This window comes from Kangiella sp. (assembly GCF_048265365.1).
Taxonomy (GTDB): Bacteria; Pseudomonadota; Gammaproteobacteria; order Enterobacterales; family Kangiellaceae; genus Kangiella.
Genome location: NZ_JBLXBT010000002.1, coordinates 327,442 through 353,945, shown reverse-complemented (window position 1 = coordinate 353,945; position 26,504 = coordinate 327,442). Strand labels below are relative to the sequence as shown.

Annotated in this window: 25 protein-coding genes; 15 read left to right on the top strand and 10 right to left on the bottom strand. The window is 44.0% G+C overall.

What is annotated here, in order from left to right:
* Positions 1-2 precede the first annotated feature (2 nt).
* The 3 genes from putP to purT all read left to right on the top strand — a co-directional run bounded on the left by putP (position 3) and on the right by purT (position 3,385).
* Positions 3-1,592 carry a sodium/proline symporter PutP gene (gene putP / locus ACN0VI_RS10845; protein WP_331890258.1) on the top strand — a complete coding sequence of 530 codons (1,590 nt, stop codon included), beginning with the start codon at positions 3-5 and terminating at the stop codon, positions 1,590-1,592.
* Positions 1,592-2,071 carry a GNAT family N-acetyltransferase gene (locus tag ACN0VI_RS10840; protein WP_417446807.1) on the top strand — a complete coding sequence of 160 codons (480 nt, stop codon included), beginning with the start codon at positions 1,592-1,594 and terminating at the stop codon, positions 2,069-2,071. Before putP ends, ACN0VI_RS10840 begins: the two co-directional genes overlap by 1 nt.
* A 132-nt stretch (positions 2,072-2,203) precedes the next feature.
* On the top strand, positions 2,204-3,385 hold the full coding sequence (purT, locus tag ACN0VI_RS10835; RefSeq protein WP_417446806.1) for a formate-dependent phosphoribosylglycinamide formyltransferase: 1,182 nt from the start codon (positions 2,204-2,206) through the stop codon (positions 3,383-3,385).
* A gap of 103 nt (positions 3,386-3,488) precedes the next feature.
* Here the strand turns inward: purT and ACN0VI_RS10830 are convergent, their stop codons facing one another.
* Positions 3,489-3,911 (bottom strand): Hsp20/alpha crystallin family protein, encoded by a 423-nt coding sequence (locus ACN0VI_RS10830; protein WP_331890252.1) that lies wholly within the window; start codon positions 3,909-3,911, stop codon positions 3,489-3,491.
* A gap of 158 nt (positions 3,912-4,069) precedes the next feature.
* On the opposite strand from ACN0VI_RS10830, the gene ACN0VI_RS10825 reads away from it, so the two are divergent.
* Positions 4,070-4,525: a universal stress protein gene (locus ACN0VI_RS10825; RefSeq protein ID WP_331890250.1), complete on the top strand. Its 456-nt coding sequence runs from the start codon at positions 4,070-4,072 to the stop codon at positions 4,523-4,525.
* Positions 4,526-4,594: 69 nt separating this feature from the next.
* Here the strand turns inward: ACN0VI_RS10825 and ACN0VI_RS10820 are convergent, their stop codons facing one another.
* The 3 genes from ACN0VI_RS10820 to ACN0VI_RS10810 are packed head-to-tail and all read right to left on the bottom strand — an operon-like array spanning position 4,595 to position 9,178.
* Positions 4,595-7,087, bottom strand: coding sequence for an efflux RND transporter permease subunit (locus ACN0VI_RS10820; protein WP_417446805.1), 2,493 nt, complete (start codon positions 7,085-7,087; stop codon positions 4,595-4,597).
* Between the two features lie 15 nt (positions 7,088-7,102).
* A complete protein-coding gene (locus ACN0VI_RS10815) occupies positions 7,103-8,383 on the bottom strand; it encodes an HlyC/CorC family transporter (RefSeq protein WP_331890246.1) in 1,281 nt (426 codons plus the stop codon).
* 3 nt (positions 8,384-8,386) lie between these two features.
* Complete coding sequence (locus tag ACN0VI_RS10810) at positions 8,387-9,178, bottom strand: cytochrome C assembly family protein (protein ID WP_417446804.1); 792 nt, start codon at positions 9,176-9,178, stop codon at positions 8,387-8,389.
* Positions 9,179-9,341: 163 nt separating this feature from the next.
* On the opposite strand from ACN0VI_RS10810, the gene ffh reads away from it, so the two are divergent.
* On the top strand, positions 9,342-10,733 hold the full coding sequence (ffh, locus tag ACN0VI_RS10805) for a signal recognition particle protein (protein WP_331890242.1): 1,392 nt from the start codon (positions 9,342-9,344) through the stop codon (positions 10,731-10,733).
* Between the two features lie 147 nt (positions 10,734-10,880).
* Here ffh and ACN0VI_RS10800 read toward each other — a convergent pair whose 3' ends face one another.
* Positions 10,881-11,579: a hypothetical protein gene (locus ACN0VI_RS10800; protein WP_331890240.1), complete on the bottom strand. Its 699-nt coding sequence runs from the start codon at positions 11,577-11,579 to the stop codon at positions 10,881-10,883.
* A 105-nt stretch (positions 11,580-11,684) separates the two neighbouring features.
* Positions 11,685-12,029, bottom strand: a complete 345-nt coding sequence (locus ACN0VI_RS10795) for a DsrE family protein (protein WP_331890238.1) — start codon at positions 12,027-12,029, stop codon at positions 11,685-11,687.
* Positions 12,030-12,440: 411 nt separating this feature from the next.
* Here ACN0VI_RS10795 and rpsP point away from each other — a divergent pair, with 411 nt between their 5' ends.
* From rpsP to ACN0VI_RS10765, 6 genes are all read left to right on the top strand, one after another.
* On the top strand, positions 12,441-12,686 hold the full coding sequence (gene rpsP / locus ACN0VI_RS10790; RefSeq protein ID WP_331890236.1) for a 30S ribosomal protein S16: 246 nt from the start codon (positions 12,441-12,443) through the stop codon (positions 12,684-12,686).
* A gap of 38 nt (positions 12,687-12,724) precedes the next feature.
* Positions 12,725-13,246: a ribosome maturation factor RimM gene (rimM, locus tag ACN0VI_RS10785; protein ID WP_331890234.1), complete on the top strand. Its 522-nt coding sequence runs from the start codon at positions 12,725-12,727 to the stop codon at positions 13,244-13,246.
* Between the two features lie 19 nt (positions 13,247-13,265).
* Positions 13,266-14,033, top strand: a complete 768-nt coding sequence (gene trmD, locus ACN0VI_RS10780; RefSeq protein ID WP_417446803.1) for a tRNA (guanosine(37)-N1)-methyltransferase TrmD — start codon at positions 13,266-13,268, stop codon at positions 14,031-14,033.
* Positions 14,034-14,087: 54 nt separating this feature from the next.
* On the top strand, positions 14,088-14,444 hold the full coding sequence (gene rplS, locus ACN0VI_RS10775) for a 50S ribosomal protein L19 (RefSeq protein ID WP_012800765.1): 357 nt from the start codon (positions 14,088-14,090) through the stop codon (positions 14,442-14,444).
* A 103-nt stretch (positions 14,445-14,547) separates the two neighbouring features.
* Positions 14,548-15,435 (top strand): site-specific tyrosine recombinase XerD, encoded by an 888-nt coding sequence (xerD, locus tag ACN0VI_RS10770; RefSeq protein ID WP_417446802.1) that lies wholly within the window; start codon positions 14,548-14,550, stop codon positions 15,433-15,435.
* 167 nt (positions 15,436-15,602) lie between these two features.
* Positions 15,603-16,361 carry a thioredoxin fold domain-containing protein gene (locus ACN0VI_RS10765; RefSeq protein WP_331890221.1) on the top strand — a complete coding sequence of 253 codons (759 nt, stop codon included), beginning with the start codon at positions 15,603-15,605 and terminating at the stop codon, positions 16,359-16,361.
* Between the two features lie 95 nt (positions 16,362-16,456).
* Here the strand turns inward: ACN0VI_RS10765 and ACN0VI_RS10760 are convergent, their stop codons facing one another.
* Positions 16,457-16,825 carry an MTH938/NDUFAF3 family protein gene (locus ACN0VI_RS10760; protein ID WP_331890219.1) on the bottom strand — a complete coding sequence of 123 codons (369 nt, stop codon included), beginning with the start codon at positions 16,823-16,825 and terminating at the stop codon, positions 16,457-16,459.
* A gap of 91 nt (positions 16,826-16,916) precedes the next feature.
* On the opposite strand from ACN0VI_RS10760, the gene recJ reads away from it, so the two are divergent.
* Positions 16,917-18,644: a single-stranded-DNA-specific exonuclease RecJ gene (gene recJ, locus ACN0VI_RS10755; protein ID WP_417446801.1), complete on the top strand. Its 1,728-nt coding sequence runs from the start codon at positions 16,917-16,919 to the stop codon at positions 18,642-18,644.
* Positions 18,645-18,661: 17 nt separating this feature from the next.
* Here the strand turns inward: recJ and ACN0VI_RS10750 are convergent, their stop codons facing one another.
* The gene (locus ACN0VI_RS10750) at positions 18,662-19,081 is read right to left on the bottom strand and encodes a hypothetical protein (RefSeq protein ID WP_417446800.1); all 420 of its coding nucleotides are present in this window, start codon (positions 19,079-19,081) and stop codon (positions 18,662-18,664) included.
* 191 nt (positions 19,082-19,272) lie between these two features.
* Here ACN0VI_RS10750 and ACN0VI_RS10745 point away from each other — a divergent pair, with 191 nt between their 5' ends.
* Positions 19,273-20,112 (top strand): mechanosensitive ion channel domain-containing protein, encoded by an 840-nt coding sequence (locus ACN0VI_RS10745; RefSeq protein WP_331890213.1) that lies wholly within the window; start codon positions 19,273-19,275, stop codon positions 20,110-20,112.
* A 172-nt stretch (positions 20,113-20,284) separates the two neighbouring features.
* Positions 20,285-21,628: a tRNA (N(6)-L-threonylcarbamoyladenosine(37)-C(2))-methylthiotransferase MtaB gene (mtaB, locus tag ACN0VI_RS10740; protein ID WP_417447048.1), complete on the top strand. Its 1,344-nt coding sequence runs from the start codon at positions 20,285-20,287 to the stop codon at positions 21,626-21,628.
* 70 nt (positions 21,629-21,698) lie between these two features.
* On the opposite strand, the gene barA is transcribed toward mtaB, so the two are convergent.
* On the bottom strand, positions 21,699-24,551 hold the full coding sequence (barA, locus tag ACN0VI_RS10735; RefSeq protein ID WP_331890209.1) for a two-component sensor histidine kinase BarA: 2,853 nt from the start codon (positions 24,549-24,551) through the stop codon (positions 21,699-21,701).
* Positions 24,552-25,523 carry a hypothetical protein gene (locus ACN0VI_RS10730; RefSeq protein ID WP_417446799.1) on the bottom strand — a complete coding sequence of 324 codons (972 nt, stop codon included), beginning with the start codon at positions 25,521-25,523 and terminating at the stop codon, positions 24,552-24,554.
* Positions 25,524-25,683: 160 nt separating this feature from the next.
* Here ACN0VI_RS10730 and ACN0VI_RS10725 point away from each other — a divergent pair, with 160 nt between their 5' ends.
* Positions 25,684-26,451, top strand: a complete 768-nt coding sequence (locus tag ACN0VI_RS10725; protein ID WP_417446798.1) for a 3'-5' exonuclease — start codon at positions 25,684-25,686, stop codon at positions 26,449-26,451.
* The last annotated feature ends 53 nt before the right edge of the window (positions 26,452-26,504 follow it).

Here is a 26,504-nt window from a genome sequence, read left to right as displayed (position 1 = left end):
TTATGAACTATACCAAGTTCGATTTTTTGGGGATGACCGTAGGGCCGGTTGAGATCGCGTTTTTGATCTATCTGGTGTTTATGATTGGTATCGGTATCTGGGCTTACATGCGCACTAATGATTCCAGCGATTATATGCTGGGTGGTCGCGGCCTTGGTGGTGCGGTAACTGCATTAAGTGCTGGCGCATCAGATATGAGCGGCTGGATTTTGATGGGTTTGCCCGGAGCGATTTACTTTTCAGGTTTATCTGATTCGTGGTTGGCACTGTTCTTAATCATTGGCGCTTACCTGAACTGGAAATTTATTGCGGGTCGACTACGGTCTTATACTGAAATTGCTGACAATGCATTAACCCTTCCTGATTATTTTGCAGGACGTTTCCACGATGCCGGCAAATCGCTGCGTATCGTTGCTGTATTAGTCATGATCGTTTTCTTCGGCTATTACATCGGTTCTGGTCTGGTCGCGGGCAGTAAGTTGTTCGAGTCGAGCTTTGGCTATGATTACAACACGGCGTTATTGATCAGTTCCATCGTTATTATTTCTTATACTTTCCTGGGTGGTTTCCTGGCGGTTTCCTGGACTGATTTTTTCCAGGGGCTGATCATAATGACGGCTCTAATTGTGGCACCAATTGTGCTACTGGTTGAGTACAACGGGCTTAGCGGTATCGTTGAAGCTACGCGTGAAATCAAACCTGAGGCTGTGAGCTTTACTCAAGGCTTCTTTGATAATAACGACTCTTTTAAATGGATTGCCTTTTTATCACTAGCTGCCTGGGGTCTGGGTTATTTCGGTCAGCCACATATTTTGGCACGTTTTATGGCAATCAAAAGCGTCAATACCGTCCCACAAGCCCGCCGTATTGGTATGAGCTGGATGATTATCTGTGTGCTGGGTGCAGTGTTTATCGGTTTCGCTGGTATCGCTTTCTTTGGTGGTGACTTTAATGCAAAAGCGTATGTCCTACTAACTGCAGAAGAAGTTTCTGTATTGAATACTCAGCGTGGTAGTGAAAAAATATTCTTACTGTTGACTCAGGCATTGTTTAATCCATGGTTGGCAGGTTTCTTGTTGGCTGCGATTCTGGCAGCGGTAATGAGTACCATCGACTCGCAACTGTTGGCAGTATCCAGCTCAGTAACGGAAGACGTTTATAAACCTTATATGCGCCCAAATGCTTCTGAAAAAGAGCTTGTATGGGTTAACCGTTTTGTCGTAATTCTGGTTGCCGGGATTGGTATTTCAGTTGCGATGGGAGAGTCCAGAAATGTTCTTAATTTAGTAGGCCAAGCTTGGGCAGGTTTTGGAGCCGCTTTTGGTCCAGTGATTATTCTCTCGCTTCTATGGCAACGCATGACTCGTCATGGTGCATTAGCCGGTATTGTAACGGGTGCGGTGACTGTTCTAGTTTGGGACTGGTTAGGAACCAACACTGATATAGCTATATTTGACTTGTATGAAATGTTACCTGGCTTTGTATTCGCCAGCTTAGCAATCATTATTGTGAGTAAAATGACTCAAGTTGCTGAAACAACATACAACCAGTTCGACTGGTATCGCAGTGAATTTAAGAAGTATAAAAGCTAATGACTAACCTGGTTATACGAGAAGCGGTGCGTCAAGACGCACCGCAAATTCTTGGCTTCATCAGAGAGCTTGCAGAGTACGAAAAGCTTTCCCATGAAGTGGTGGCTACGGTTGCCGATATTGAACAGACTGTGTTTGCTGATGATGCCAGAGCTCATTGCCTGATTGCTGAGTATGAAGGGAAACCAGCCGGGTTCGCCCTATATTTTTTCAACTACTCAACCTTTTTAGGTAAATACGGTATTTACCTGGAGGATCTTTACGTTAAGCCAGAGTTTCGCAGTAAAAAAATAGGGTATAGCTTATTGCAGAAGTTGGCAAAAATCGCGGTTGAAAAAGATTGTGCTCGCGTGGACTGGTCAGTGTTAGACTGGAATCAGCCTGCAATCGACTTCTATAACAGCATAGGTGCCAAGCCTATGGATGAATGGACAGTGTTCCGTTTAACGGGTAATGCTCTTGACGATTTTGCAAAATAGTTCATCTATAACTTTCTGCTAAAGCCTCCTTGTGAGGCTTTTTTTATGGGTATTCTTTATTGCCTGAACCTACCCCAATTGCTACTCTATCGGCACTTAAATTTTTAAATCAGTCTTTTATTGGAATTACTTATGTCTAAGATCGGCACTCCTTTATCGAAAACGGCTAAAAAGGTCATGATGCTTGGCTCTGGTGAGTTGGGCAAAGAGGTTGTTATTGAATTGCAACGTTTTGGGGTTGAAGTGATTGCAGTTGATCGGTACGTCAATGCACCTGCAATGCAGGTAGCTCATCGTAGTCATGTGCTGAATATGCTTAATGGTGATGCACTGAAGCGTTTAATTGTAGAGGAAAAGCCGGATCTAATTGTGCCTGAAATCGAAGCGATTGCGACGGAAACCTTGTTAGAAGTCGAGAAAGAAGGCTATACGGTTATTCCAACTGCGCGCGCAACGCGTTTGACGATGGATCGTGAAGGCATTCGTCGTTTAGCCGCTGAAGATTTGGACCTAGAAACCTCTCCTTATTGTTTTGCCGATACCTATGAAGAATACAAGCAGGCGGTTAAAGAGATTGGTTTGCCTTTCGTGATTAAGCCGGTGATGAGCAGTTCTGGGAAAGGACAATCGACGGTTAAAACTGAGGAGCAAGTGGATGCGGCCTGGAAGTACTCTCAGGCAGGCGGTCGAACTGGTGAAGGGCGAGTTATCGTTGAAGGGTTTGTTGATTTCGATTATGAAATTACCTTATTAACGGTTCGTTCGGTTAAGGGAACTCAGTTCTGCGCTCCCATTGGGCATATTCAGGAGGACGGCGATTACCGTGAATCCTGGCAACCGCAGGCAATGTCCGAAAAAGCATTAGCGGAAGCACAACACATGGCCAAAGCTGTGACGGATGATTTGGGAGGTTATGGTCTTTTTGGGGTTGAGATATTCATTAAAGGTGATAAAGCCATTTTTAGTGAGGTATCACCAAGACCGCATGACACAGGGCTGGTTACATTAATTTCTCAGGATCTGTCTGAGTTTGCGTTACATGCCCGCGCTATTTTGGGGTTACCCATTCCAACTATTCGACAATTTGGTCCATCAGCTTCTGCAGTGATACTGGTCGAGGGCGAGTCACAACAGGTTGAGTTTGGCAATCTTGAGGCGGCTTTGTTTGAAGCGGATACTCAATTGCGTTTATTCGGTAAACCTGAGGTAAGTGGCAAGCGTCGTATGGGTGTGGCCCTGGCTAAGGCTGATTCAGTAGAGCAAGCTAGAGCTAAAGCACGTAATAGTGCTGCAAAAGTCACTATTCAGCTTTAAAATTTTAGCTGCAATAAAAAAGAACTCTCTTGGGCTTAAGTGTCATTACTCGTAAAGAGTGATACCCAAGAGAGTCCAGTAAGACCTACCTATTTACAAGCCACTAGTTAATTTCGATTGATTTTGTTGGCTTTTCACTACCAGCTTTTTTGGGTAGGTGGATGTTTAGCATGCCATCTTTGAACTCAGCTTTGCATTGATCCGTGTCAACGTTGTCAGGCAAGGTAAAGCTACGTGTGAAACTGCCGTAGAATCGCTCCAGCCTGTGTTGTTTTTCGTCCTTTTCTTCATAGCGACGTTCACCCTGAACACTAAGAATATTATTCTCGATATTAATTTTGACGTCTTCTTTTTTAACTTCTGGCAGCTCGGCTTTAATCAGGAACTCATCAGACTTTTCAATAAAGTCGACAGCTGGACGCCACTCGTTACCAATCCCATTCGACATTTCGTCAAATAAGCCTGACACAGGAAAGTTAAGATAGGACTCAATATTTGAGAAAGGTTTCCACTTAGATAGTTGCATAATACACCTCCAAATTATGTAGTTTGCTATGCTAGACTAAACCTACCTACCTCCCGTCATTTTGATCCAGATCAAAATGATGGTAGGTTGATAGGGTATAACGAACGTATCTATCACATATATCTATTAGAAACACCTGTTAGACAAAGGAGAGAGTTATGGGTTCATACAAACAGGTCTTAGTGGCATTAGATCTTCGTAAAGAAGGGGAAGCCATTATTCAAAAAGCAAAAAATGTTCTGGCAGACGGTGGTGACTTGCACCTACTCCATGTCGCAGAACCCATCGAAGCCGGACTCTGGGCGGGGGCCCCGTTTGGAGCTGTTATTGTCAATACTGATGATATTGAGCAGGAAGCAATTAAAGCTAAGACCAAGCGGATCAATGAGTTTGCCAAAAAATATGGCGTTGCTGATGACCATTGTCATATCAAAATCGGTAAGCCATCACGCGAAATCAAAAAATATGCTGAAGAACAACATTGCGATATGATCGTCATCGGAACTCATGGACAGCATGGTTGGGAACTACTGTTAGGTTCTACAGCTAATGGAGTGCTACATGGCGCACCTTGTGATGTACTCTGTGTTCAGATGCGCAAACCGAAAGAGTAATTTAGTTATTTGATAATAAGAAAAAAGGAGCTCATTGAGCTCCTTTTTTCTTGCTATAGATATGTACCGTTAATGGTTATTGGCCTTTAGCGGTTTGAACGTGATTAGCATGAGTGGTAGCAGGGTCAAGTTCAGGAACAGCGCTACCGCCATGGCAAAGCCAGTCAGTAAGCCAAAGTATATCGATGGAATAAACTCAGACAGCGCCAAGATAGCAAACCCAACAATAATCGTTACGCCGGTATAGTAAATCGCTTTACCAATACTGCCATGGCAGCGTTCCATGGTTGCCAGGTAATTATTATCCTTGGTGAATTCACGTTTAAAGCGATGGACATAGTGAATCGAGTTGTCCACTGCGATACCTATCACGATGGCGGCAATGGTGATGGTCATCATGTCCATTGGCACACCCATCCAGCCCATAATGCCCAGCACCAGCGCTGCTGAGAGTGCGTTGGGTATGGTAGCGAGAATGGCCAGGGTGAATGAACGGAACAGAACCAGGAACATCAGTAGGATAGCGAGATAGACCACGCCAATGGTCATGATCTGCGAGTCAAACAAGCTCTGGAGCATATTATTATAGAGAACCAGCATACCGGTAAAATGAACATGCTCAGGTTTGATACTGGTTTCATTAACAATAAAAGTATTAATGGTCTCAATCAACTCGGAGCGTTTTAAATCAGGGTTTGTTTCTTCGACTCGAATATTGATACGAACTTGCTCACCATCTTCTGAAAGGTAAGGGTTGAGCAAAGTTTTTCTGACATCCTCAGGCATTTCCTTATGAACCAGAGATAAGGTTAGTTCATCGGGATATTCGCCACCGTTCATTTGTTTGAGAACCTTAGCTGTGGTAGCTAGTGATTGAACTTTACCAGTAACTCCTAGACTGTCAATGTAGTCATGGATCTTTTCCAAGGTTTCCAGTTTACTTCGAGTAAACCAGTAGCCAGGATCATAAGTTGCGCTATCAAACTCATCACCGAATTCATCTTCGAATTCATCTTCTGCGAATAGAGACTCTTCATCAGGATCAGCATCAATAACTATGTCTAAAGGCGTTGTGCCGCCAAGTTGTTGGTCAATAACTGTCATGCCCTGATATATTTCAGTGGATGGCTTGAAGTAATCAATAAAGCGGTTTTCCACTTTCAGCTGAGAAATGCCATAAGCACTGAAAACTACTAACAACACTGCTAAAGTAAATATTGCCGGTTTAAACTTAACGCTGATGTTATAAATCCAGTGAGTGATTTTATAAGTGATGCTAGAGCCACTTTGATGCTTTTCAGTGCTAAGAATCTGTATAAAGCTAGGGAAGACAATAAATGTGATGATGAAACCAAGCGCCAAGCCAATGGTCATGATCCAGCCAAAATCAATAACTGGACGAATACCACTGATGAGCAATGAAATGAAGGCGACTATAGTAGTGAGAGCCGTATAGAGGCAAGGCCAATACATGGTCTTAATAGTGGCTTTGACACGCTCCATTTGAGTACTGCTGGGGTTGTCAGAAATAAAGTCACGGTAGAAGACCACTAAGTGGACGTTAAGCGCCAACACGGTTATTAACAATATCGATGGGAAGTTGGATGAAATCACGGTTATTCGCCAGTCAAGATAACTGAGCAAGCCCGCTAAAATAAGAACGGTAACCAAGCAGGAAAACAGAGGGACGACCACCCAGCGAATTTTGCCAAAGAAGACAAACAACGCAACCATGATAAATAATAAGATGCCGATACCGAACACTGTAATGTCGTGCTGAATAAAATCGAGCATGTCATTGGTGATCATCGAAATACCACCGAGATAGAGTTCTGCAACGTCTCTGTAGTCATCCATGATGACACGAACATCCTGAATGATTTGGCTAGTGCGTTCCGATGTTACTTTACTATGAGCATCAAACTCATCTTCCAGCTGTTCTAGTTGGGCTGATTCTTCTGCGGATAATTTTTGCTCGCTACGCTTCAAGCGTAATTTATCTCGTGCATCCAGTAGACTAAAATAACGCTCATCCCGCTCAAAGTTAACTTGAATAGCACTGGTTTCACCGTTGTCTCCAACCAACAGGTTGGTGTAAAGAGGGCTGCTAGTAAACTCTTCAAGCGCTTTTTGTTTATCAACGCCTTCATCCATAAGCGTTGGAATTTCAGCAGATAGGGCTTCTGCATCCAGTTTGATACCATCCAACAAAGGCACATTAAGAATGCTGTTGATATTGGCAACCGTTGGAATCTGCTCTAATCGACTGACCAGATCCTGTAACGACGCCAGCGCCTCTTCGTCCATCAAGCCAGCATTAGGCTTCCAGGTAATAATCAGGAAATCATCCGAACCATAGCGCTCATTTACCTGGCGATAAAAGTTTAATGACTCATCATTTTCAAGGGTCAATGACTCACCGGATGCATCCAGGCGAAACTTAGGCAGCTGAGTGGCAGCGATCACCGACAGTATAATCACCAAAGATAACGTGATGATCGGATGGTTCAAAATCAGTTTCTGATAAAGCCTGAAAAAGAAGTGGTCTTTATTATGTGTCATGGATGAGTTCCAAGTTTAAATATCAGTTTCTGGTGCGCGGTAGAGCTTCGGCATTATCCGCACAGTTTTAATAAGATTGTCTTTAACTTGCAGGATTTCCATCGGGTAGCCATGCAAGCGTAAGCCTGTTGATGCATCCGGAATGGTTTCCAAATATTCTGTAATCAAACCATTTAATGTTTTTGGACCATCAAGCGGCAAGTACCATTTCATGGCTCGATTCAATTCACGAATCGTAATAGTACCGTCCACTAAATATGTGCCATCGTGTTGTGGTTGAATTTCTTTATTGATGTTCGACATTTCTGTGGTGAAGTCGCCGACAATTTCTTCAAGAATATCGTCCAGTGTGACTAATCCTTCAATATCGCCATACTCATCAACCACCAAACCGATACGGTCACGTTTACGCTGAAACTTCATTAGCTGCGTATGCAGTGGCGTACCTTCCGGAACATAATAAATAGGATCCAGGAAATCGAGAATCGCTTCAGGTGTAGGTTCTTCAAGCTCTAAAATACGGCCAAAGTTGCGCGCGTGTAGAAAGCCCTGCACTTGATCAATTTCTTCTTTGAATACGAGTAGCCGAGTGTGAATACTGTTGCGGATTTGTTCAAAAATATAGTCCATGTCATCCGCTAAATCGATACCGGCAATTTCGTTGCGAGGCACCATAATATCGTCTACTGAGACGGTTTCCAGATCTAAAATACTGAGCAACATTTTTTGGTGACGACGTGGAATCATTGCACCAGCTTCATTAACCACTGTTCTCAACTCATCCTGACTGAGATGATCTTCGCCTGCTTTGCCAGCATTGACACCAAATAGTTTTAATAAGCCATTCGCCAGAAAACCAATCAGTTTAATGACCGGCGAAAAAAGCGCGGACAGTGGTTTTAGAATCGGTGCTGCAAAAAATGCAATTCGTTCTGGATAAAGTGCTGCTAATGTTTTGGGAGTCACTTCGGCGAAGATTAAAACTACGACGGTCAACATTAATGTTGCAGCAAATATTCCGCCTTCTCCCCAAAAGCGAATGGCAATAACTGTCGCAATGGCCGAAGCCAAAATGTTAACAATGTTGTTGCCGAGCAATATCAGCCCGAGGAGTTTGTCTGGACGCTTGAGCATGTTGTAGACTCGTTTGGCAGCGTGGTCACCATTTTTTGCTCGGTGCTTCAATCGATAACGGTTGAGGGACATCATTCCCGTCTCTGAGCTTGAGAAAAAGGCTGAGAGAAGGATCAGTAAACCAAGAATGATAAACAGGGTGCTGGTCGACAGGGTTTCCAAACACTAACCTCGCTGAAGAATGTAGTCTAGCACCAGCTTACTGCCTACAAATCCAACTGCCAGAATAATAAAGGCAACAATGCATAGCCGAGCAAAGCGAATACCACTTAAACGGGATAATTTATACCCGAGGTAAAATGTACAGAAGCTGAACCAAGCCAAAGCTGAAAGAATAATTTTGTGCAGTGACTGAGCTTTTAGTGCGTCATTGGGTTGCATAAAGCCAAGTACCAGAGCGATGCCCAAACTGATGATGCCCGACAGTACCAAGGCCGAGAGAAATTGCTCCATCTGCATAAGCGGTGGTAATAGCGGGTGAATGGATGCTGGCTTACTACGCAGTTTTTTGTGCAGGAACAGGACTAAAGCACTTTGAAAAGTTGCTACCAGAAGCAAACTAAATCCAATGACAGAGAGCCAGATATGCCAGAAGCCAAGTGCATTACCGGACAAAACTAAAATATTGGGCTTTTCCGGAAGTACATTAAGTAACGACACCACTCCGGCAAATAAGCAGGCGTAAAGCATTAGGTGCGGGGTCTGATGACTTAATCGATAAATGGCTACCAGCAACACCATGATCAGAGAAATAAGCGATAAGGTATTAAGCAGTGATAAATTCTGACCAGCACCAGTTTCTATCGCCAAATAAAGCGCGTACAGATGCAAAGCAATGGGTGCCAGCGGCAACCATTTTCCCCATTCTGGAACTTCTTTGGCCGGGTGGTTAAGGCGGAGAATAAAAAATACCGCCAATACAAGATAAGAAAGCCCGGTAATTATATCGATTAACACTGCCTTAAGGCCTTTAGTTTGTTAGAGTTTTCTTAATCCGCCATTTTAGAGCAAATTAACACTGAAACAAGCGCTATCTATGAGAAATACTACAACAAAGCCACTTGCTTTTCGTTATAATGCCCCTAATTTAATAAAAGCCATTAATTTGAGATAAGCAACAATGTTTGACAGTTTAAGTGATCGTCTCTCCGGTGCCCTGAAAACGCTAAAAGGGAAGGGCAAAATCAGTGAAGACAATATTAAGGATACGTTACGTGAAGTGCGCATGGCCTTGTTGGAGGCTGATGTTGCATTGCCGGTCGTTAAAGCCTTTATTGGTGACGTCAAAGAGCGTGCGTTAGGCGCTGAAGTTGGCAAAGCACTCGACCCTGGTCAGGCTTTCATCAAAATTGTTAATGATGAGTTGGTCAAAGCGATGGGCGAGGCCAATGATGGTTTGAACCTGAGCGCGAAGCCACCGGTTGTTATTTTAATGGCAGGTTTACAAGGTGCCGGTAAAACAACCAGTGCCGGTAAACTGGCTCATTTGTTGCAAACCCGAGAAAAGAAATCGGTAATGGTTGCCAGTGCTGACGTTTATCGTCCGGCAGCAATTAAACAGCTGGAAACAGTAGCTGGTGAAGTGGGCGCTACCTTCTTCCCAAGTACAACCGAACAAAAGCCAATCGATATTGCCAGCAACGCAATAAAAGAAGCGAAAAAGCAATTCATCGACGTGGTCATTATTGATACTGCAGGTCGTTTAGCGATTGATGAAGCCATGATGGATGAGATCAAAGCGCTTCATGCTGCCATCGAACCAACCGAAACCCTATTTGTGGTTGACTCAATGACCGGTCAGGATGCGGCTAATACTGCTAAGGCTTTTAACGATGCCTTGCCATTAACCGGTGTCATTCTGACCAAGGCTGATGGTGATGCTCGTGGTGGTGCTGCGTTATCGATTCGTCACATTACGGGTAAGCCCATCAAGTTTATCGGTATGGGCGAGAAAATCGATCAGCTCGAACCATTCCACCCAGAGCGCGTTGCTTCAAGAATCCTTGGCATGGGTGACGTCTTAAGCTTGATTGAAGAAGTCGAACGCACAGTCGATAAGAAAAAAGCTGAGAAAGTCGCCAAGAAAATTATGAAAGGTAAAGGTTTTGATCTCGGTGACTTCCGTGATCAGCTTTTACAAATGAATAACATGGGTGGTATGGCTGGCCTAATGGATAAGCTACCCGGTATGGGACAAATTCCTGAAGCAGCCAAGAAGAAAGCACTCAATAACAAAATGACCGATCGCATGATCGCCATGATCAATTCAATGACCCCTAAAGAACGCGCGCGCCCAGAGCTGATCAAAGGTTCTCGTAAAAAGCGAATCGCCAATGGTTCCGGCACCCAGATTCAGGATGTTAATCGCCTGCTCAAGCAATTCAATCAGATGCAAAAGATGATGAAGAAGATGAAAGGGCCAGGTGGCATGATGAAGATGATGCGCGGAATGAAAGGAATGATGCCTCCGGGAGGAGGAGGGCCTGGTGGGATGCCCCCATTCGGTCGTTAATCTCTAGTGACTAAAATCACTAATTACTTTATTAAAAACCCTTTTTAACCTGGTTTCTTACTGATGTAAGCGCCCATTTTGAAAAGGGTTTGCCTCGTACTTAGCGATTTTATCTTGTTAGAAAGGTGCTTTTGCGGTATTTTGTGATTATTTTTCTTCTGTAATAATCACTGTCCCTTTTTTCCTTTCCTCTTCGATATACTCTTCCATAAGATCGATATTAGCCTTCATTTTCTTGAGGTTTTCGGGCTGGATTTTGGTTGCAAACTCTAGACAGGCTTTACCAAAGCTACTTGCAAGATCTGGAATTGTGTTGCCCCCCCAAACACTATTTAGGTTGCATGTTACTTGGATTTTTTCACAAGCATTCATATTTACTCTAAGTCTGCTTCCAGTACATTTTGGAAATTCTTTCTTAAGGTATGAAAGATAGCTTTCCGCAACGGCAAGATTGCTGTATTTTTTATAAATATCAGAGGATTCCTTGACGATTGCTTCTTTGTTTTCGGGAGGGATAAGTGATTTCACATACTCAAAATGCTTAGTGAGTAGCTTGCTATTCTCTTCTTTTGCCACTCTTGCCCAAGCATAAGCCTTTCCTAGGCTTTGTTCTCCAGTAAGCCCATTTAAGTAAATAACGGATAAGACATACTGAGCATATTTGTCGCCCGCTTTGGCTAACTTTGAGTATAGCTGTTGTGATTCTGTGTATTGCTCCTTTTGGAACAGCTCATCTGCTCTTGCTATATCGGATTCATTAACCACATAAAACTCTTGGTTATTACCAAAAGTGGCTGAAGAGCAACATAGTAAGACGATAGTTAATAGTAATTTTTTGGTTAGCATAGTCCTTTTTTCCTTTGCTTATTGATTAATTATCATCCCTAAGACGATATTGGAATGAGGAAGGTGACAAAGAAACTCTATTCATGCGCTCCTTGCCTTAACGCATTAAAATATAAGCACCTTATCTGAACTGATTGTTAAGTCAGCCAATTCGTCCATGGTGCTACGTTTGGCTCCTTTTAAAACTTCATCGTCTGTTAGTCCCCGTGCATCCATACAGGTACCGCATAAAAGTACATCGCCTTTTGTAAAAACGCGTTTTAGCATTCTCTCCACATTATAGTAACCGTCTGGGGTTTTTTGACCGGATTTTGCGCCGGATACTGCGTCTGCCATGAGAAACACTGTGACTTTGTGTTCTTTATTGATCAGTGTATGAGCTAAGCGAAGTCCATTAAAGAGGCGCTCGGTGCCGTACGGTGGGTCGTTAATGATGATTAAGTAGGACATGTTCATCTCCGTATTGATTAGCTTCTTACTGAGTATAAAGGCTTTTGTGGTGTATAAAACTGATAGAAGTCATTATTCACCAAGTTAGCCGAGAACAATAAATAGATCTTTTAAATCATATAGATAGTCTTCATTTTAGCTGACTTCATTTTGAAGCTCATAGAGAATTTAATGTGTGTTTAGGCAAGCCGGGAGTATGCCTATTTTGTAAGTGACTCAGATGTTCTGATTCAAATACTCAGAGCATGCTGTAAACTAGCGGAGAAATAAGGATTTTTTAGGTAAAATCGTTTCCAAATGACGTGTATTTAATGTAAAATTCGCGCTCTTAAAATTTTGAAAGCCTTCAAAAGCCTCGATTTATGGCGCTTTTAGGGCTGTTTTGTACTTAAAACAGAGGATTTGAACGATATGGTAACCATTCGTTTAGCTCGTGGTGGTTCTAAAAAACGCCCATTTTACCACGTTGTAGTTGCTGATGTTCGCGCTCGTCGCGACGGCCGTTTCATTGAGCGTGTAGGTTTCTTCAACCCGGTAGCTCGTGGTAATGAAGAGCGTTTACGCCTTGATAATGACCGTATCCAACATTGGATCGGTGAAGGCGCGCAAACTAGTGACCGCGTAGCTGCTTTAATGAAACAAGCTGCAAAAGCTTAATTAAATCGTTCTAACAGACTGATTTAATAGGGTTTTCTATGTCACAAGCTTTTAAGCCGCTAATCGTCGGTAAATTAAACGGAGCTTCTGGCATAAAAGGGTGGGTAAAAGTTTATTCTTATACCGATCCCAAGGAAAATATCCTGAATTATAGTCCCTGGTATTTGAAGCTGGATGGCCAATGGCAAGAGGCTTCAATTATCAATGGACGTGAGCAGGGAAAGACTGTGGTAGCTCAATTGGAAGGTTGCAATGATCGCAATACTGCTGAGAGTTATCGTGGCGTTGAGATTGCTATTGACGAATCTCAACTGCCTCAACTTGAGGAAGGTGAGTATTACTGGCGTGACCTGGTTGGGTTAACGGTAGTGAATGTCGCTGGAGACAAGATGGGAACAGTCGATAAAATGATGGAAACGGGTGCTAATGACGTATTAGTGGTCAAAACTGCTTCGAAAGAAGAATTGCTAATACCTTATGTTCCCGAGTATAGCGTGATGAAGGTTGATCTGGAGTCTAAGCAGATTACGGTTGACTGGGAGTTTGAAGACCAGTCATGAATCACATGAGGTTCAGCGCATGAACATTCATGTGATTTCTTTGTTTCCGACCATGTTTGATGGAGTGATGGAGCAAGGCGTAGTTGGCAGAGCGGTTAAACAGGGCAAGGTACAGTTTGCCGTGACTAATCCGCGAGACTTTACAATGGATAAGCATAGAACCGTTGACGATAGACCTTATGGTGGTGGGCCAGGCATGTTGATGATGACTGAACCGCTAGCTGAAGCAATCCGTTATGCCGAGACTCGTATGAGTCTTGAGACACCATCAGAACCTGTTTACAAAGTGTATTTGTCCCCACAAGGACGCCGCCTGAATCATCAGGTGGTTAAAGAGTTGGCCGGAAAGCCAAACCTGCTATTCGTAGCGGGACGCTACGAAGGGATTGATGAGCGAGTGATTGAGTCAGAAGTTGACGATGAAATCTCGTTAGGCGACTTTGTTCTTAGTGGTGGTGAGATTGCAGCTATGGCTGTGATCGATGCAGTAGTCAGAATGCAACCGGGTGTGCTCGGGCATGAAGACTCTGCAAGGGAAGACTCTTTTGCGGAAGGTTTGTTGGATCATCCGCATTATACAAGGCCTGAAATTTTTGAGGGCCAGCAGGTCCCGCCCATATTGCTCAGTGGCGATCATGAGAACATTCGTCGCTGGAGGCTGAAGCAATCTCTGGGGAGAACCTGGTTGAGACGTAAGGATTTGTTGGACGGCATTCAATTGAATGATGAGCAACAAAAACTCTTACAGGAATTTATTGAAGAATACCAAGCAAACGCTAACAAGTAGTCTTCGACCGATTAATTTTGAACGAGCGAGAGCTCGAATGAGGAGCATACAGCCATGAGTAACATCATCCAGCAATTAGAAGCTGAGCAAATGAACAAAGAGATCCCGACTTTCGGTGCCGGTGATACAGTTATTGTTCAAGTTAAAGTTAAAGAAGGTAACCGTGAGCGTTTACAGGCTTTTGAAGGCGTTGTTATCGCAAAGCGTAACCGTGGTCTTAATTCTGCATTCACCGTGCGTAAGATTTCTTCTGGTGTAGGCGTTGAGCGTACATTCCAATCTTACAGCCCAATGATTGACAGCATTGAAGTTAAGCGTCGTGGTGATGTTCGTAAAGCGAAAATCTACTACTTGCGCGAGCGTTCAGGTAAATCTGCACGTATTAAAGAAAAATTGGTTCTTAAAAAGTAATAACCGTTTTTCGCCAAAAAAGCAGTCCATTGGGCTGCTTTTTTTATGCCTGAAACTTTTATTCTGGTAAAGTTGAAGCTCATTAGGTTTTCGTTGTGGCAATATGAGCGAATCGATTATTGAGCAGTTTTGTGACCAGGTCTGGATGGAGCAGGGGTTATCCGATGCAACCTTATCTAGCTATCGGAGCGATCTCAAACTGTTTAATCAATGGCTACATAAACAAGGAAAAGATCTGGTTAGTAGTTCGGCTTATGATATTCAGCAGTATTTAGCTGAGCGCTATACTCAGCAATACAGTAGCCGTTCTACTGCACGTTTTTTATCTTCGGCTCGAAAGTTTTACCGCTATCTTTTGCAGTTAAATCAAATCAAGGTGGACCCGACTCAGCAAATCGACAGTCCTAAAATTCAACCTCCTGTGCCTAAATCGTTAAGTGAAGATGAAGTGGATAACTTATTGAGTCAGCCTAACCTGGATACAGCTTTGGGTTTGCGTGATAAAGCCATGCTGGAGCTTTTATACAGTAGTGGTCTGCGTATTACAGAGCTGATTTCGGTAGAGATGAATCAGATCGGCTTTCAGCAAGGCGTTATGCGAGTTATTGGTAAGGGTAACAAGGAACGCCTGGTTCCAATTGGTGAGGAAGCGCTGCAGGCGATAGCACAGTACATTAGGCATGGGCGAGCTGAGCTGGCTCATGAGAAGGTTTGTGACTGGTTGTTCTTAAGCACCCGAGGGCAACGAATGACCCGCCAGACTTTTTGGCATCGGATTAAGGTTTATGCCAAAACGGCTGGCATCAGAAAGCACCTTTCCCCGCATACCTTACGCCATGCGTTTGCCACCCACTTATTGAATCATGGTGCTGATTTACGTACATTACAGATGCTGTTGGGGCATAGTGACCTATCAACAACGCAAATCTATACCCATGTTGCTAAAGAGCGGCTCAAGCAATTACACAGTGAGCATCATCCTCGCGGATAGGGCTCTGGTACTCAGTCATCGATACTCTTAGGGTGTAAAGGTTTGTAAATCGGCTTAAAACCCTGGCCGCAGCTCGCTAGAATGAGGATGTTTACAATGCGTCTGTAATCTAAAATGTAGCGGGCGTACATACCAAATTGACTGAACACCTTGGAGTTTCGAACACGATGAAAAAGCTGTTTATTATATTGATGTTAAGCTTGAGCATTCCTCTAGCTTCAGCGGCCAGCAAAGCACTGAGCGAAGACGAAATTAGAGTAATGCTGGAAGCACGCTTTCCTGGCGCATCAATAGACCACGTTGCTCCCTCCGAGGTGGACTCGCTCTACTCCTTTATCCTGCAAGGTGATCTTTATTACATTTCCAACGATGGCAAATATTTGATTGATGGCAAAATGCTGGATATCTCAACAGAGCAAATTCGTAATATCTCGCAGGAGCGAATTTCTCAGCTCGATCAAATGAAATCACCGATGCGCAAGCGTGAAATTGCTAAATTGAAAGATGACGATATGGTTATCTTTAAAGCTCCGAATGAAGAGCACGTCATTAGTGTTTTCACTGATATTGATTGTGGCTATTGTCAGAAGATGCACCGTGAGCGAAATGATTATTTAAGTCGTGGTATCACCATTCGTTACCTGGCATTTCCTCGTTCGGGAATTAATTCACCTTCCGGTGAAAAGCTGAAAGGAATCTGGTGCTCAAGCGACCCTCAAACGGCTATGACCGAAGCCAAGCTAGAGCGTAAATACCGTGAGGGCAATTGTGCGACACCATTCGCTGAGCATATGAGCTTGGTCAGAAAGTTTGGAATTCGTGGAACACCAGGTATTATCCTTGAAAATGGTGATTTAGTGGGTGGTTATTTACCAGCAGAAATTATGCGCCAACGCCTGGATGAGCTTAAGAAAGACAGCAAATAAGTCTAAAACAGACTGATTCTAAGCCTGCTTTGTCCTGTGATGAAGTGGGCTTTTTTATTGCTTCGATTTATGGGTTTAAAGGTTTTAATAGCTTGTTAAGGATAGAGTATAGCCAAAACTTTGCGTCCATCGCTTGCTAGAATAGTGAATGTTCGACAAGCAGCATCGGTTGCCATAATTTCGAGCGGTGTTCCCATTATCTGCGCTTGCTCTAATAGATCCCAGGAGGGAAATTGCTGAGTTTCGCCAGTGCCTAAAATCACCACTTCATAATCGGTAATCTTTAACTCCTCCAGCAATTCTTTATTTAGCTCGCCTAAATCCATCGGCAGCTGATTCTCACGCAACACTTCAAGCCCTACAATAATGGGGTCCTGATATGTCGCATCATTGATGATAATAGAACCTGGGCTATAAGAGCGTATCTTGTAGCGACCAGTGTTATTATCCAGCGAAAGGTCCATGGGTGGTTTTCATCTGTTGAAAGGAGTCCCTATAATAGCAACTCATCGGACGATGGATCAAAGTGTGAATTCGACAATTAGTGATAACTCTATGAAAAAAACGATTCGACAACGACAACCACAAGCAAGCATAAAGCCTTTGACCTCAAGTTCTGTGTTAAACCGAATTTATTCCAATCGAGGAATACAGGATCCTGCTGAGCTTGATTATAATTTAAGCCAACTACTGCCTTATCATGAACTGAAGGGAATTGATGCAGCAGTGGATTTATTGGTCGAAGCCATTACTGAGCAGAAGCGCATATTAATTGTTGGTGATTTCGATGCTGATGGCGCTACCAGTAGCGCCTTAGCCAAACTGGTGTTATCTGCCTTTGGTGCGAAGCAGGTGGAGTATTTAGTGCCTAATCGGTTTGAGTTTGGTTATGGTTTGTCGCCTGAATTGGTCGAAGTTGCCAAGGAATTGAATCCTGACTTGATCGTTACCGTTGATAATGGGATTTCCAGTATCGCTGGGGTGGAAACAGCGCAAGAGGCGGGCATTAAAGTGTTGGTCACCGACCATCACCTGGCGGGCGGTGAGTTGCCGCAAGCTGATGCTATTGTGAATCCAAACCAGCCGAGAGACACTTTTCCCAGTAAGAATATGGCTGGTGTCGGTGTTGTTTTTTATGTTTTATTAGCCTTGCGTGCCCGCTTGCGCGAAAACAATTGGTTTGTATCACAAGATATTGAAGAGCCTAACTTAGCTCATTATCTAGACATTGTTGCGCTGGGAACGGTTGCCGATGTTGTACCGCTTGATAGCAATAACCGTTTGTTGGTGCACAATGGCCTGCGATTGATTCGAGCCGGTCGCTGTCGGCCTGGTATTAGTGCTTTATTACAGTTAGCCAAGCGCCAGTTGGACAAGGTGACAGCCACAGACTTGGGCTTTGCGGTAGGGCCTAGACTTAATGCGGCCGGACGACTGGATGATATGTCGATAGGGATTGAGTGTTTGTTGGCGGAGGACAGCAAAACAGCTAAAGAGCTAGCGGATATGTTGCACAGTTTAAACAGCGACCGCCAACAGGTTGAACAGGAAATGCAGGATGAGGCGCTTTCAAAACTTGAAGAAGTTGACTGGCATACTGGTGAGTTTGCTCATTCCGTGTGTCTGTATGAACCGCATTGGCATCAGGGAGTGGTGGGTTTATTAGCCTCGCGCATTAAAGAAAAAGTGAACAAGCCTTGTATTGTGTTTGCCAATGCTGATGAAACCAGCATTAAAGGCTCAGCCCGCTCGGTAAAGGAGGTGCATATTCGTGATGCTTTGGCGCTGGTTGATAGCCGCCATCCTCAGTTAATTGAAAAGTTTGGCGGCCATGCTATGGCTGCGGGCTTATCATTGGCGCTTGATAAATTAGCAGCATTTCAACAGGCTTTTGAGCAGGCGGTAACAGACTTGCTGAATGGGAAGGCGATCGAGGATGCGATTGAAACGGATGGCGAACTGGAGTCAGGTGAACTAACCATTGAAACCGCTTTTGAATTAACTCAGGCAGGCCCCTTCGGACAGGGATTTCCTGAGCCAGCATTTGATGGTGAGTTTGTGGTGTTAAACCATCGAATTGTCGGCGAAAATCACTTAAAGCTGACCTTGCGTAAATCAGATGAGCAAGCAGCAGTACAGGCTATTGCATTTAGAATCGATGTGGAGGATTGGTTGTCACAGCCCGCACAAACCATACGAGCTGTGTATAAGCCTGATATCAATGACTATTATAATGTGCCAGAATTACAGTTGCTTATTCAATATTTCGAGCGTCTGTCTTAAGCTTGATAAGCCTCTAATTAAGACTCACGCTCAGGAATAGCTGTGTCGCAAGCTTCGGCATCACCGGTCCAGTTAGAGGTGACTACACGACCTTCTTGGTTGTAACCCACCTGCACCCGACAATGAACTTCTTTACGACCACCAAACAGAGTGGTGCCAATACTACCGAAGAAGTTACCACCAAATCCACCAACACCGACGCGCATGGAAGGCTTGTTTTTAATGTCTCGGGTATTCCACTCGGCGTAGGTTAAATTATTAACTTGTTGCTCGCCTGTTGGCAGGCCCCAGGTCTGAACCAGGGTTTCAATATCAGCACCTTGCCAGGCTGTGAGCTTGCTATCTACCTCTGCGGGTTGGACGGTGCTACAGCCTGATAGCATGACTATCAGAGTTGCACTTATAAGGCTCAGTTTTATGGAGGATTTATTCATCATACAAACTTCCAATTGGTTGCTTTTGATACAAAGAGTGTTGCACGAGATATGGTAACTTGCCAGTATTTGCTTGATATTTAGCGCCATTGCGTGACATTTTTGTAAATTTTGCACACGAAGTTCGCAACTTTAATTATCCTTCGCTAGAATGTCCTGCAGAAATTAACAAGATTAAAATCAAGAGGTTAACAATGCAACTACCTGTGGATACAGAACAATTAACAAGTTTTGCTGAGAGCAGCTGGCAAGTAATGCTCGACTATACTCCTAAGCTGATTTCTGCACTTGTGGTCCTGCTGGTTGGTTTGATCCTTATTCGGATGATAGTTAACGCCATTCGCAAAGGCTTTGAGAAGAAGAATTTTGACATTACCCTGCAACGCTTCCTCCTGAGCATGATTGGCATTTTGCTTAAAGCAGCACTGGCCATTACGGTAATTGGTATGCTTGGTATTCAGATGACTACCTTTGTTGCCATGTTGGGTGCCGCCGGCTTGGCGATTGGTTTGGCTTTGTCTGGTACTCTGCAAAACTTTGCCGGTGGCGTGATTCTGTTGATTATCCGCCCCTACAAAGTAGGCGACTTTATTGAGCTACAAGGTCATTCGGGTACAGTCAAAGAAATTCAGATATTTAATACTATTCTGACTACACCGGACAACAAGGTGATCATCATTCCAAACTCGCCTATTTCAACTGGCTCAATGATCAATTACAGCACCATGCCAACCCGCCGTGTCGATTTTACTATTGGTATTGGTTACGACGACGATATTGATACAGCACGCGATGTGATTCTTGCTGTTATCGCCAAAGATGACCGCATTCATCAAGAGCCGGTGCCGTTTATCGCAGTAAAGGAATTAGCAGACAGCTCTGTGAATTTTGTCCTACGTGTTTGGGTTGATAGCGCAAATTACTGGGGTGTGTATTTTGAAAACCTGGAAGCTATCAAAAAGGCGCTAGATGCCAACAATATTAGCATCCCATACCCTCAGCGAGATGTGCACTTGCATACTGTTGAAAAATAGGTAGTTTCAGTGATTAATAAAGGCGCTTTCGGGCGCCTTTTTTTGTGCGGGCATGAAAATCCATTGCAAAAGGTAGTGCCAATAACGGCTAGAAACTGTACAATTGTCGCCCAATTTTTATCGGGTAGAGATGTCTTTCTCTGCCGAAGTTTGTGAAACGAGTCAGGTGGTTATGCAGGTACATTTAAGCGCGTTAGGGTGTCGATTGAATGAGGCGGAGCTTCAAAACTGGGCGAATTCCTTCCAGCGTTTGGGCTTGTCTTTAACTTCTGAGGTCGATGCTGCGGATTTGATTGTATTGAATACTTGCGCAGTAACTGCTGAAGCTGCTCGTAAATCTCGTCAAACAGTTCGTCGTTTCCACCGCGCAAATCCACAGGCTCGTAAGGTTGTTACCGGCTGCTATGCTTCATTGGAGCCAGAGGAAGTTGCCCAGATTATGGGCGTTGATCTGGTGGTCGCTAACGAAGATAAAGATATTTTAGTGGAGCAGGCTAAGCAATTACTGGATATTCCAGCGATGCCAGAGTTTGCCACTGAGCCTGGCGAAAGTGCATTATTTGCCCGCAATCGTGAGCGGGCTTTCATCAAAATTCAGGACGGTTGCCGTTACCGTTGTACCTACTGCATTGTGACGGTAGCACGTGGTGAAGAGCGCAGTCGCACTATTCAAGACTTAGTGGACGAAGTGAATCAGTTACATGCCGAAGGCGTGCAGGAGATTGTCTTAGCTGGTGTCCATGTTGGTGGTTATGGCTCTGACATAGATTCAAGTTTATATGAGCTAGTGGAAGCCATATTGCGTGAAACCGATATGCCGCGGATTCGTTTTGCTTCGGTTGAGCCGTGGGATTTAGGCGAGAACTTTTTTGAATTATTTGCTAACCCGCGCTTAATGCCACATATGCACCTTCCCATTCAAAGTGGTGCTGACACCGTCCTGCGACGTATGTCCCGTCGCTGTAAAACCTCCACTTTCAGTGAGCTTGTGAACCAGGCAAAAACTCAGGTTGCAGGCTTTAACGTGACTACTGATGTGATTGTCGGCTTCCCTGGCGAGACTGACGAAGAGTTTGAGCAAACCATGCAGTACATTGAAGAGGTGGGTTTCGGACATATTCACATCTTTACCTATTCTGATCGTGAAGGAACCAAAGCCGCTCGATTGCTGGGGAAAATTACTAAAGAGGTCAAGAAAGAACGTAGCCATCGATTACATGAATTAGCGGCTAGACTTAAAGTTGAAGAGCTTGGGCGTCAAGTGGGCCAGACCGTTCCCGTGCTGTGGGAGAGTTCCAATCAATACACTGAAGAAGGTAAGCAGCGTTATTTTGGCTATACGCCGAACTATCATAAAATTGCTGTAGAAATTCCTCCAGGGTTGAGTCCTGAGAGAACGATTCTCAATACTAAAATTGAAAGTGTTGATAGTGAAAACGGATATTTAAATGGTGTCATTCTGGATGAGATTCCGCAGCAGGAATCGCCAGCGATTGAGGTTAAAACGATTGGATGATTTGTCACTGTTTTGGTGATTTGAAAAAAGGGGCTGATTTCAGCCCCTTTTTAGTGTGAGCTTCTAATATTTAACTATCTGCTGCCTCGGGTTTCTCTGGATTTAAGAAACGCTCTGCTTCTTTATTGATGATTTCCAGTTCGGCCAGTAGCTGTTCGTGTAATTCTTCCAGCTTGTTGTATTGCTGTTTCTTTAATCGAGTTTCGTAAACATTACTCAGGTGTTTGAGTTTTGGGGTGCCAACGTAACAGCTGGCCCCGTGAAGTTTATGAACATGTTGCAATAATTGATCGAAATCTTGAGACTGATAAGCAGCATGGATATTGCGACCAGTTTCAAAGTTTGAATCTACCAACATTTTAAGCATATCTATGGCCAGTTGTTCATTGTTGTTGGCCAGTTTTAAACTCAAGCTCCAATCCAGAGTTTGGTCCTGTTCTGTTTCGTCCAGTTTCCTTTCTTCGGGCTCTCTTGGTGTGAGGTCGGAAGCTGCTTGTGTCCATTTGAGCAGTAAGTTGATTAAAGCCTGCTCTGACACGGGTTTGGTCATGTAGTCATCCATTCCAGCTTCGAGCAATTGTTCGCGTTCGCTAGCCATGGCATGTGCGGTTAGTGCGATAATCGGAGTAGTCAAATTTGTGCGGTTAGCTCGAATGGTTCTCGTTGCCTCCAGGCCATCCATTTCTGGCATTTGAATATCCATCAGGATGGCATCGTAAACTTTGTTTTTACTTAAGGATACGGCCTGCATACCGCTTTCTGCTGCATCAACTTTGATGTTCAGATCTTGAAGCAAAGTGGTAACTAAGCGAAGATTTGAGGGATTGTCATCAACCGCTAACACATAAATATCTTTTAGTAAGCTGGCATCGCCAACGACGGTTGGAGCAGGTTCTTTGCCAGAAGAGGTTAGCGGTGTTTTAAGTAGTTCGATCAATGAATTATAGAGTGCGCGGTGGGTAACCGGTTTGGTCATAGCGCGAGTTACGCCAATTGAGTGCAGGTGTTCCAGGAAATCAGCGTTGCCAGCCGTACTAAAGGTAATGACCGGGCAGAGTAGCTGAGTCTGGGCCTTATTGCAGATGTACTCAAGCTGTTGTTGGCGACGACGGAAACGCTGACCGCCAATCACTATAAGTTCAATACTTTTACCGCTTTGGCTATACAGATCAATTTCTGTCATCAGGTCATCAATCTTGTCGAAAGAGCGTACCAACATGCTCCAGTCTTCAAGAATTTGAGTAATCGATAATCGGGTCGAAGGATGGGGATCAAAAACCAGCACGGATTTGTTGGCCAGGAACTCGCCTGTCAGGCCATCTTCTGGGAGAGAGTCTGTACGCTCGCATTGCAAAGTAAACCAGAAAGTTGAGCCATCGCCAGCGGTGCTATTTACACCAATATTGCCACCCATCTTTTCAACTAGAGATTTAGATATAACCAATCCCAAACCAGTACCGCCAAACTCACGTTTCGTAGAACTGTCAGCCTGACTGAACGCCTTAAACAGGTTGCGCTGCTGTTCCTGAGTTAAGCCGATACCAGAATCTTTAACCTGAACTTTAAGCTTAAGCCCTTTTTGATTTTCCGATTCAACTTCGGCATACAGCTCAACACTTCCGGACTTGGTGAATTTAATAGCGTTGTTAACAAGATTGGTAATAATCTGTTTGATTCGAATGGGGTCGCCCAGCAAAGCTTTAGGGACATCGGAATAAATAAGCGAAACCAGCTCAATGCCTTTTTTATTGGCGTTAGGGCCTAGCATTCTGAAGATATCATCGACACACTCGCGTAAATCAAACGGATAGCGCTCGAAAGACATTTTGCCCGCTTCAATTTTTGAGTAATCTAGAATGTCATCAATAATTGACAATAAGCTGGTGGCCGAGCGTTTAATATCAAACAGGAAGTCTTTTTGTTTATTGTTAAGCTCCGTTTTCAATAACAGTTCAGTGAAACCAATAACGCCATTCATTGGGGTGCGAATTTCATGGCTCATATTGGCCAGGAATTCTGTTTTAATACGACTGGCTTCCAATGCCTGACGACGTGCAATATCCAGCTCGAGGTTATTCACTTCCAGAGTTTCTAAGGTTTCGCGTAAATCTTCGGTCGCCTGATCAACTGCCAACTGCATCTCTTCCTGATAGTGCTCCATGTTCTCGGCCATCAGGTTGATTCCTTCTTGCAGAGTTAATAGTTCAGCAGTTGCTTCGGACTCAAGACGCGTATCAAGACGGCCGTCTTTGATGCGATTGATGCCTTCGACCATCTTTTCAATTGGTGTGGTGACGCTCATCGACATTCTACGGGCGAGGAAGCCACCAATTAAGAGTCCAATGATGGTAATGAATAAGGTGGTTAAAATAGTGTTGTAACGACTGATTGCAGAAAACTCGTTGGTCATCATCACCGCAACATAACCTAACAGTTGGGCGTTAGCCTGACTGTAATTCTGCCAGGATTCATAATTTTCTGGGAACTTGGAAATGATCGGAGCATAAAACAGTTTGCCATGTTCGCTGTCAGAGGTGCGGGCAAAGCGCATTAAATTATTAGAAGAGCCAGATCTTGCCAGAGAGTAGGGGTTGTCATAACTCATTTCACTGAGCATCTCAGCGGCCCCCACTGATGCCAGAACACGGTTGTTCTGATCATAAATGGCGACTGCCATTAAGTCTTTGTCATTATCGCGCGCAGCTTGCGCCATTTCTGCCAGATTCTTTTCATCCAGCGTAATCAGGCCATATTCGCTGGCTAGGGCAAGGTGAGTGGCGATGGTTTTTCCGCGAGCGGTGAGGGAATATTTACTGTCGTTGATATGGTTGCTGATGAAGAGGGTTCCTAACAATAAGGCAACCAAAATAGTTGGCGTTAACGCCAAAGTCATAATCCTTTTACTGATTCCCCACTCTTTCATCTATTGTTCCATCTCATAATATACATTTTCTAACATCTCGATCTGACCAATTAACTCACCCAAAGTCAATTCTGAAAAGCCGAGTAGTTTGGCAATCCGGCGATTGGCATCCAGTACAAATTTGTCTGGATATTGGTACCGCTCTTTAATTTGCCCCTTTTCAATCTGATATATTAAATCAGCCGTTTGTTCGCCTATTGTATAGGGCTTACTAAATAATGCCAGCATCGCGCCTTCCTGCAACATATTCTGTGAGTTTCCTATTACTATCAGTCTGTGGCGGAAGCTGTTGATCAGCAAGGATTTTCGCGAACGGCCGGGCGGATAAATCCGATCCGTATCATGCAGCATAATACGGCAACAGCTGATTAATTGATTAATGGCATCCAGCGTTTTTAATTGCGGATTAACCACTAATGGTTTGTAAGGTAAATTAAAGAAGCGTGATAGTTGCTGGTAGCGTGTCTTCAGATAGCTGTTCTGGTCGCTGAAAAATGACGCGGTTTGTGCCTGATAAATGTTAAGACTTTTAATCAAAGCAAAGTAGCGAATAAGTGGCTGCTCATGTGTGATGGCATAAAAGTTGTCATGAGGGTGTTGACGCAGTATTTCGATGCTATCTGCGGTATTCATCAGAGCTATAACCGGACGATCTGTTTGCACCCTCATCACTCGGTCTAAGGCTTCCTGACCAACAGTGATAATATAATCTGCTTCCGTATTCTTTATGTAGGTTGCCCAATTGGGTTGTCTTTGCCAGAACAGCAGATTTTGCTTGAGGCTCAGGTCATATTTATCGAGCAGGTTTTGCTTAAGGCTGAACAGTAATTCCTGTTCTTGTGGGCTTGAGTAAGGGCCTAAAACATCAACCGAAATAACCTTGCGAGTTGGGTGTTCGGCCACAGCAGAAGGGCTCTGTAATAACAGGCTAAAGATCAAAGCCGCTGTGTAGAACCACTGCAAAGGTTTCAAAGATGATTTCTCCAAGCTTTTTCTGACAAAGTCGTTATAATGTGGGGCTTTCGTTGCATAATCTACCTTGCCCCATGGATATAGGCAAGTAAAGGCCTTAAGCTCTTACGCCCGAGGTCAGATAACGGCCAGAAAAAGGCTAAATAAGCAGACAGACATTATGAATATATTTGTATTTGATATCGAAACGATCCCTGACATTGAAACCGGCCGTTTGCTGAACGAATTTGAAGGTTTGTCCGATGAAGACGTGGTCACTGCGATGGAGCATTTGCGCTATCAACAAACCGGTAATACCTTCCAGCCTTTGTATTTGCAAAAGGTCGTTGCGATTTCAGCAGTATTTCGTCATGGCGATAAGTTAACGGTCTGGTCTTTGGGCGATGAGCAGGCGGATGAGAAAGAAATCATTCAGCGCTTTTTCGATGGTATAGACCGTTTCACGCCGACTATCGTGTCCTGGAATGGTTCTGGCTTTGATTTGCCAGTCTTACACTATCGTGCCATGAAGCATAATATCGCCGCTCCAAAATATTGGGACACCGGCGAAATGGATAGTCAGTTCAAGTGGAACAACTATATTAGCCGTTATCATAGTCGCCATCTGGACTTGATGGATGTGATCGCTTCTTATAATCCGCGCGCCAATGCACCGCTGGATAAAATCGCCAGTATGTTGGGCTACCCCGGCAAAATGGGCATGAGCGGCGCCAAAGTATGGGAAACCTTCCATAAGGGTGATCTAAAAGCTATCCGCGATTATTGCGAAACGGATGTGCTTAATACTTACCTGGTGTATCTGCGCTTTGAAGTGATGCGTGGCAATTTAAGCCAGCAAGATTTGGAAGCAGAAGAGCAAAAATTAAAAGAGTATTTAGCCAGCGAAAACCAACCGCACTTTACTGAATTTCTCGAAGCCTGGATCTGATCCAGACTCAGGCTTTCCTTTTACTGAATTTTATCAATTGATCTGAGAGTTAA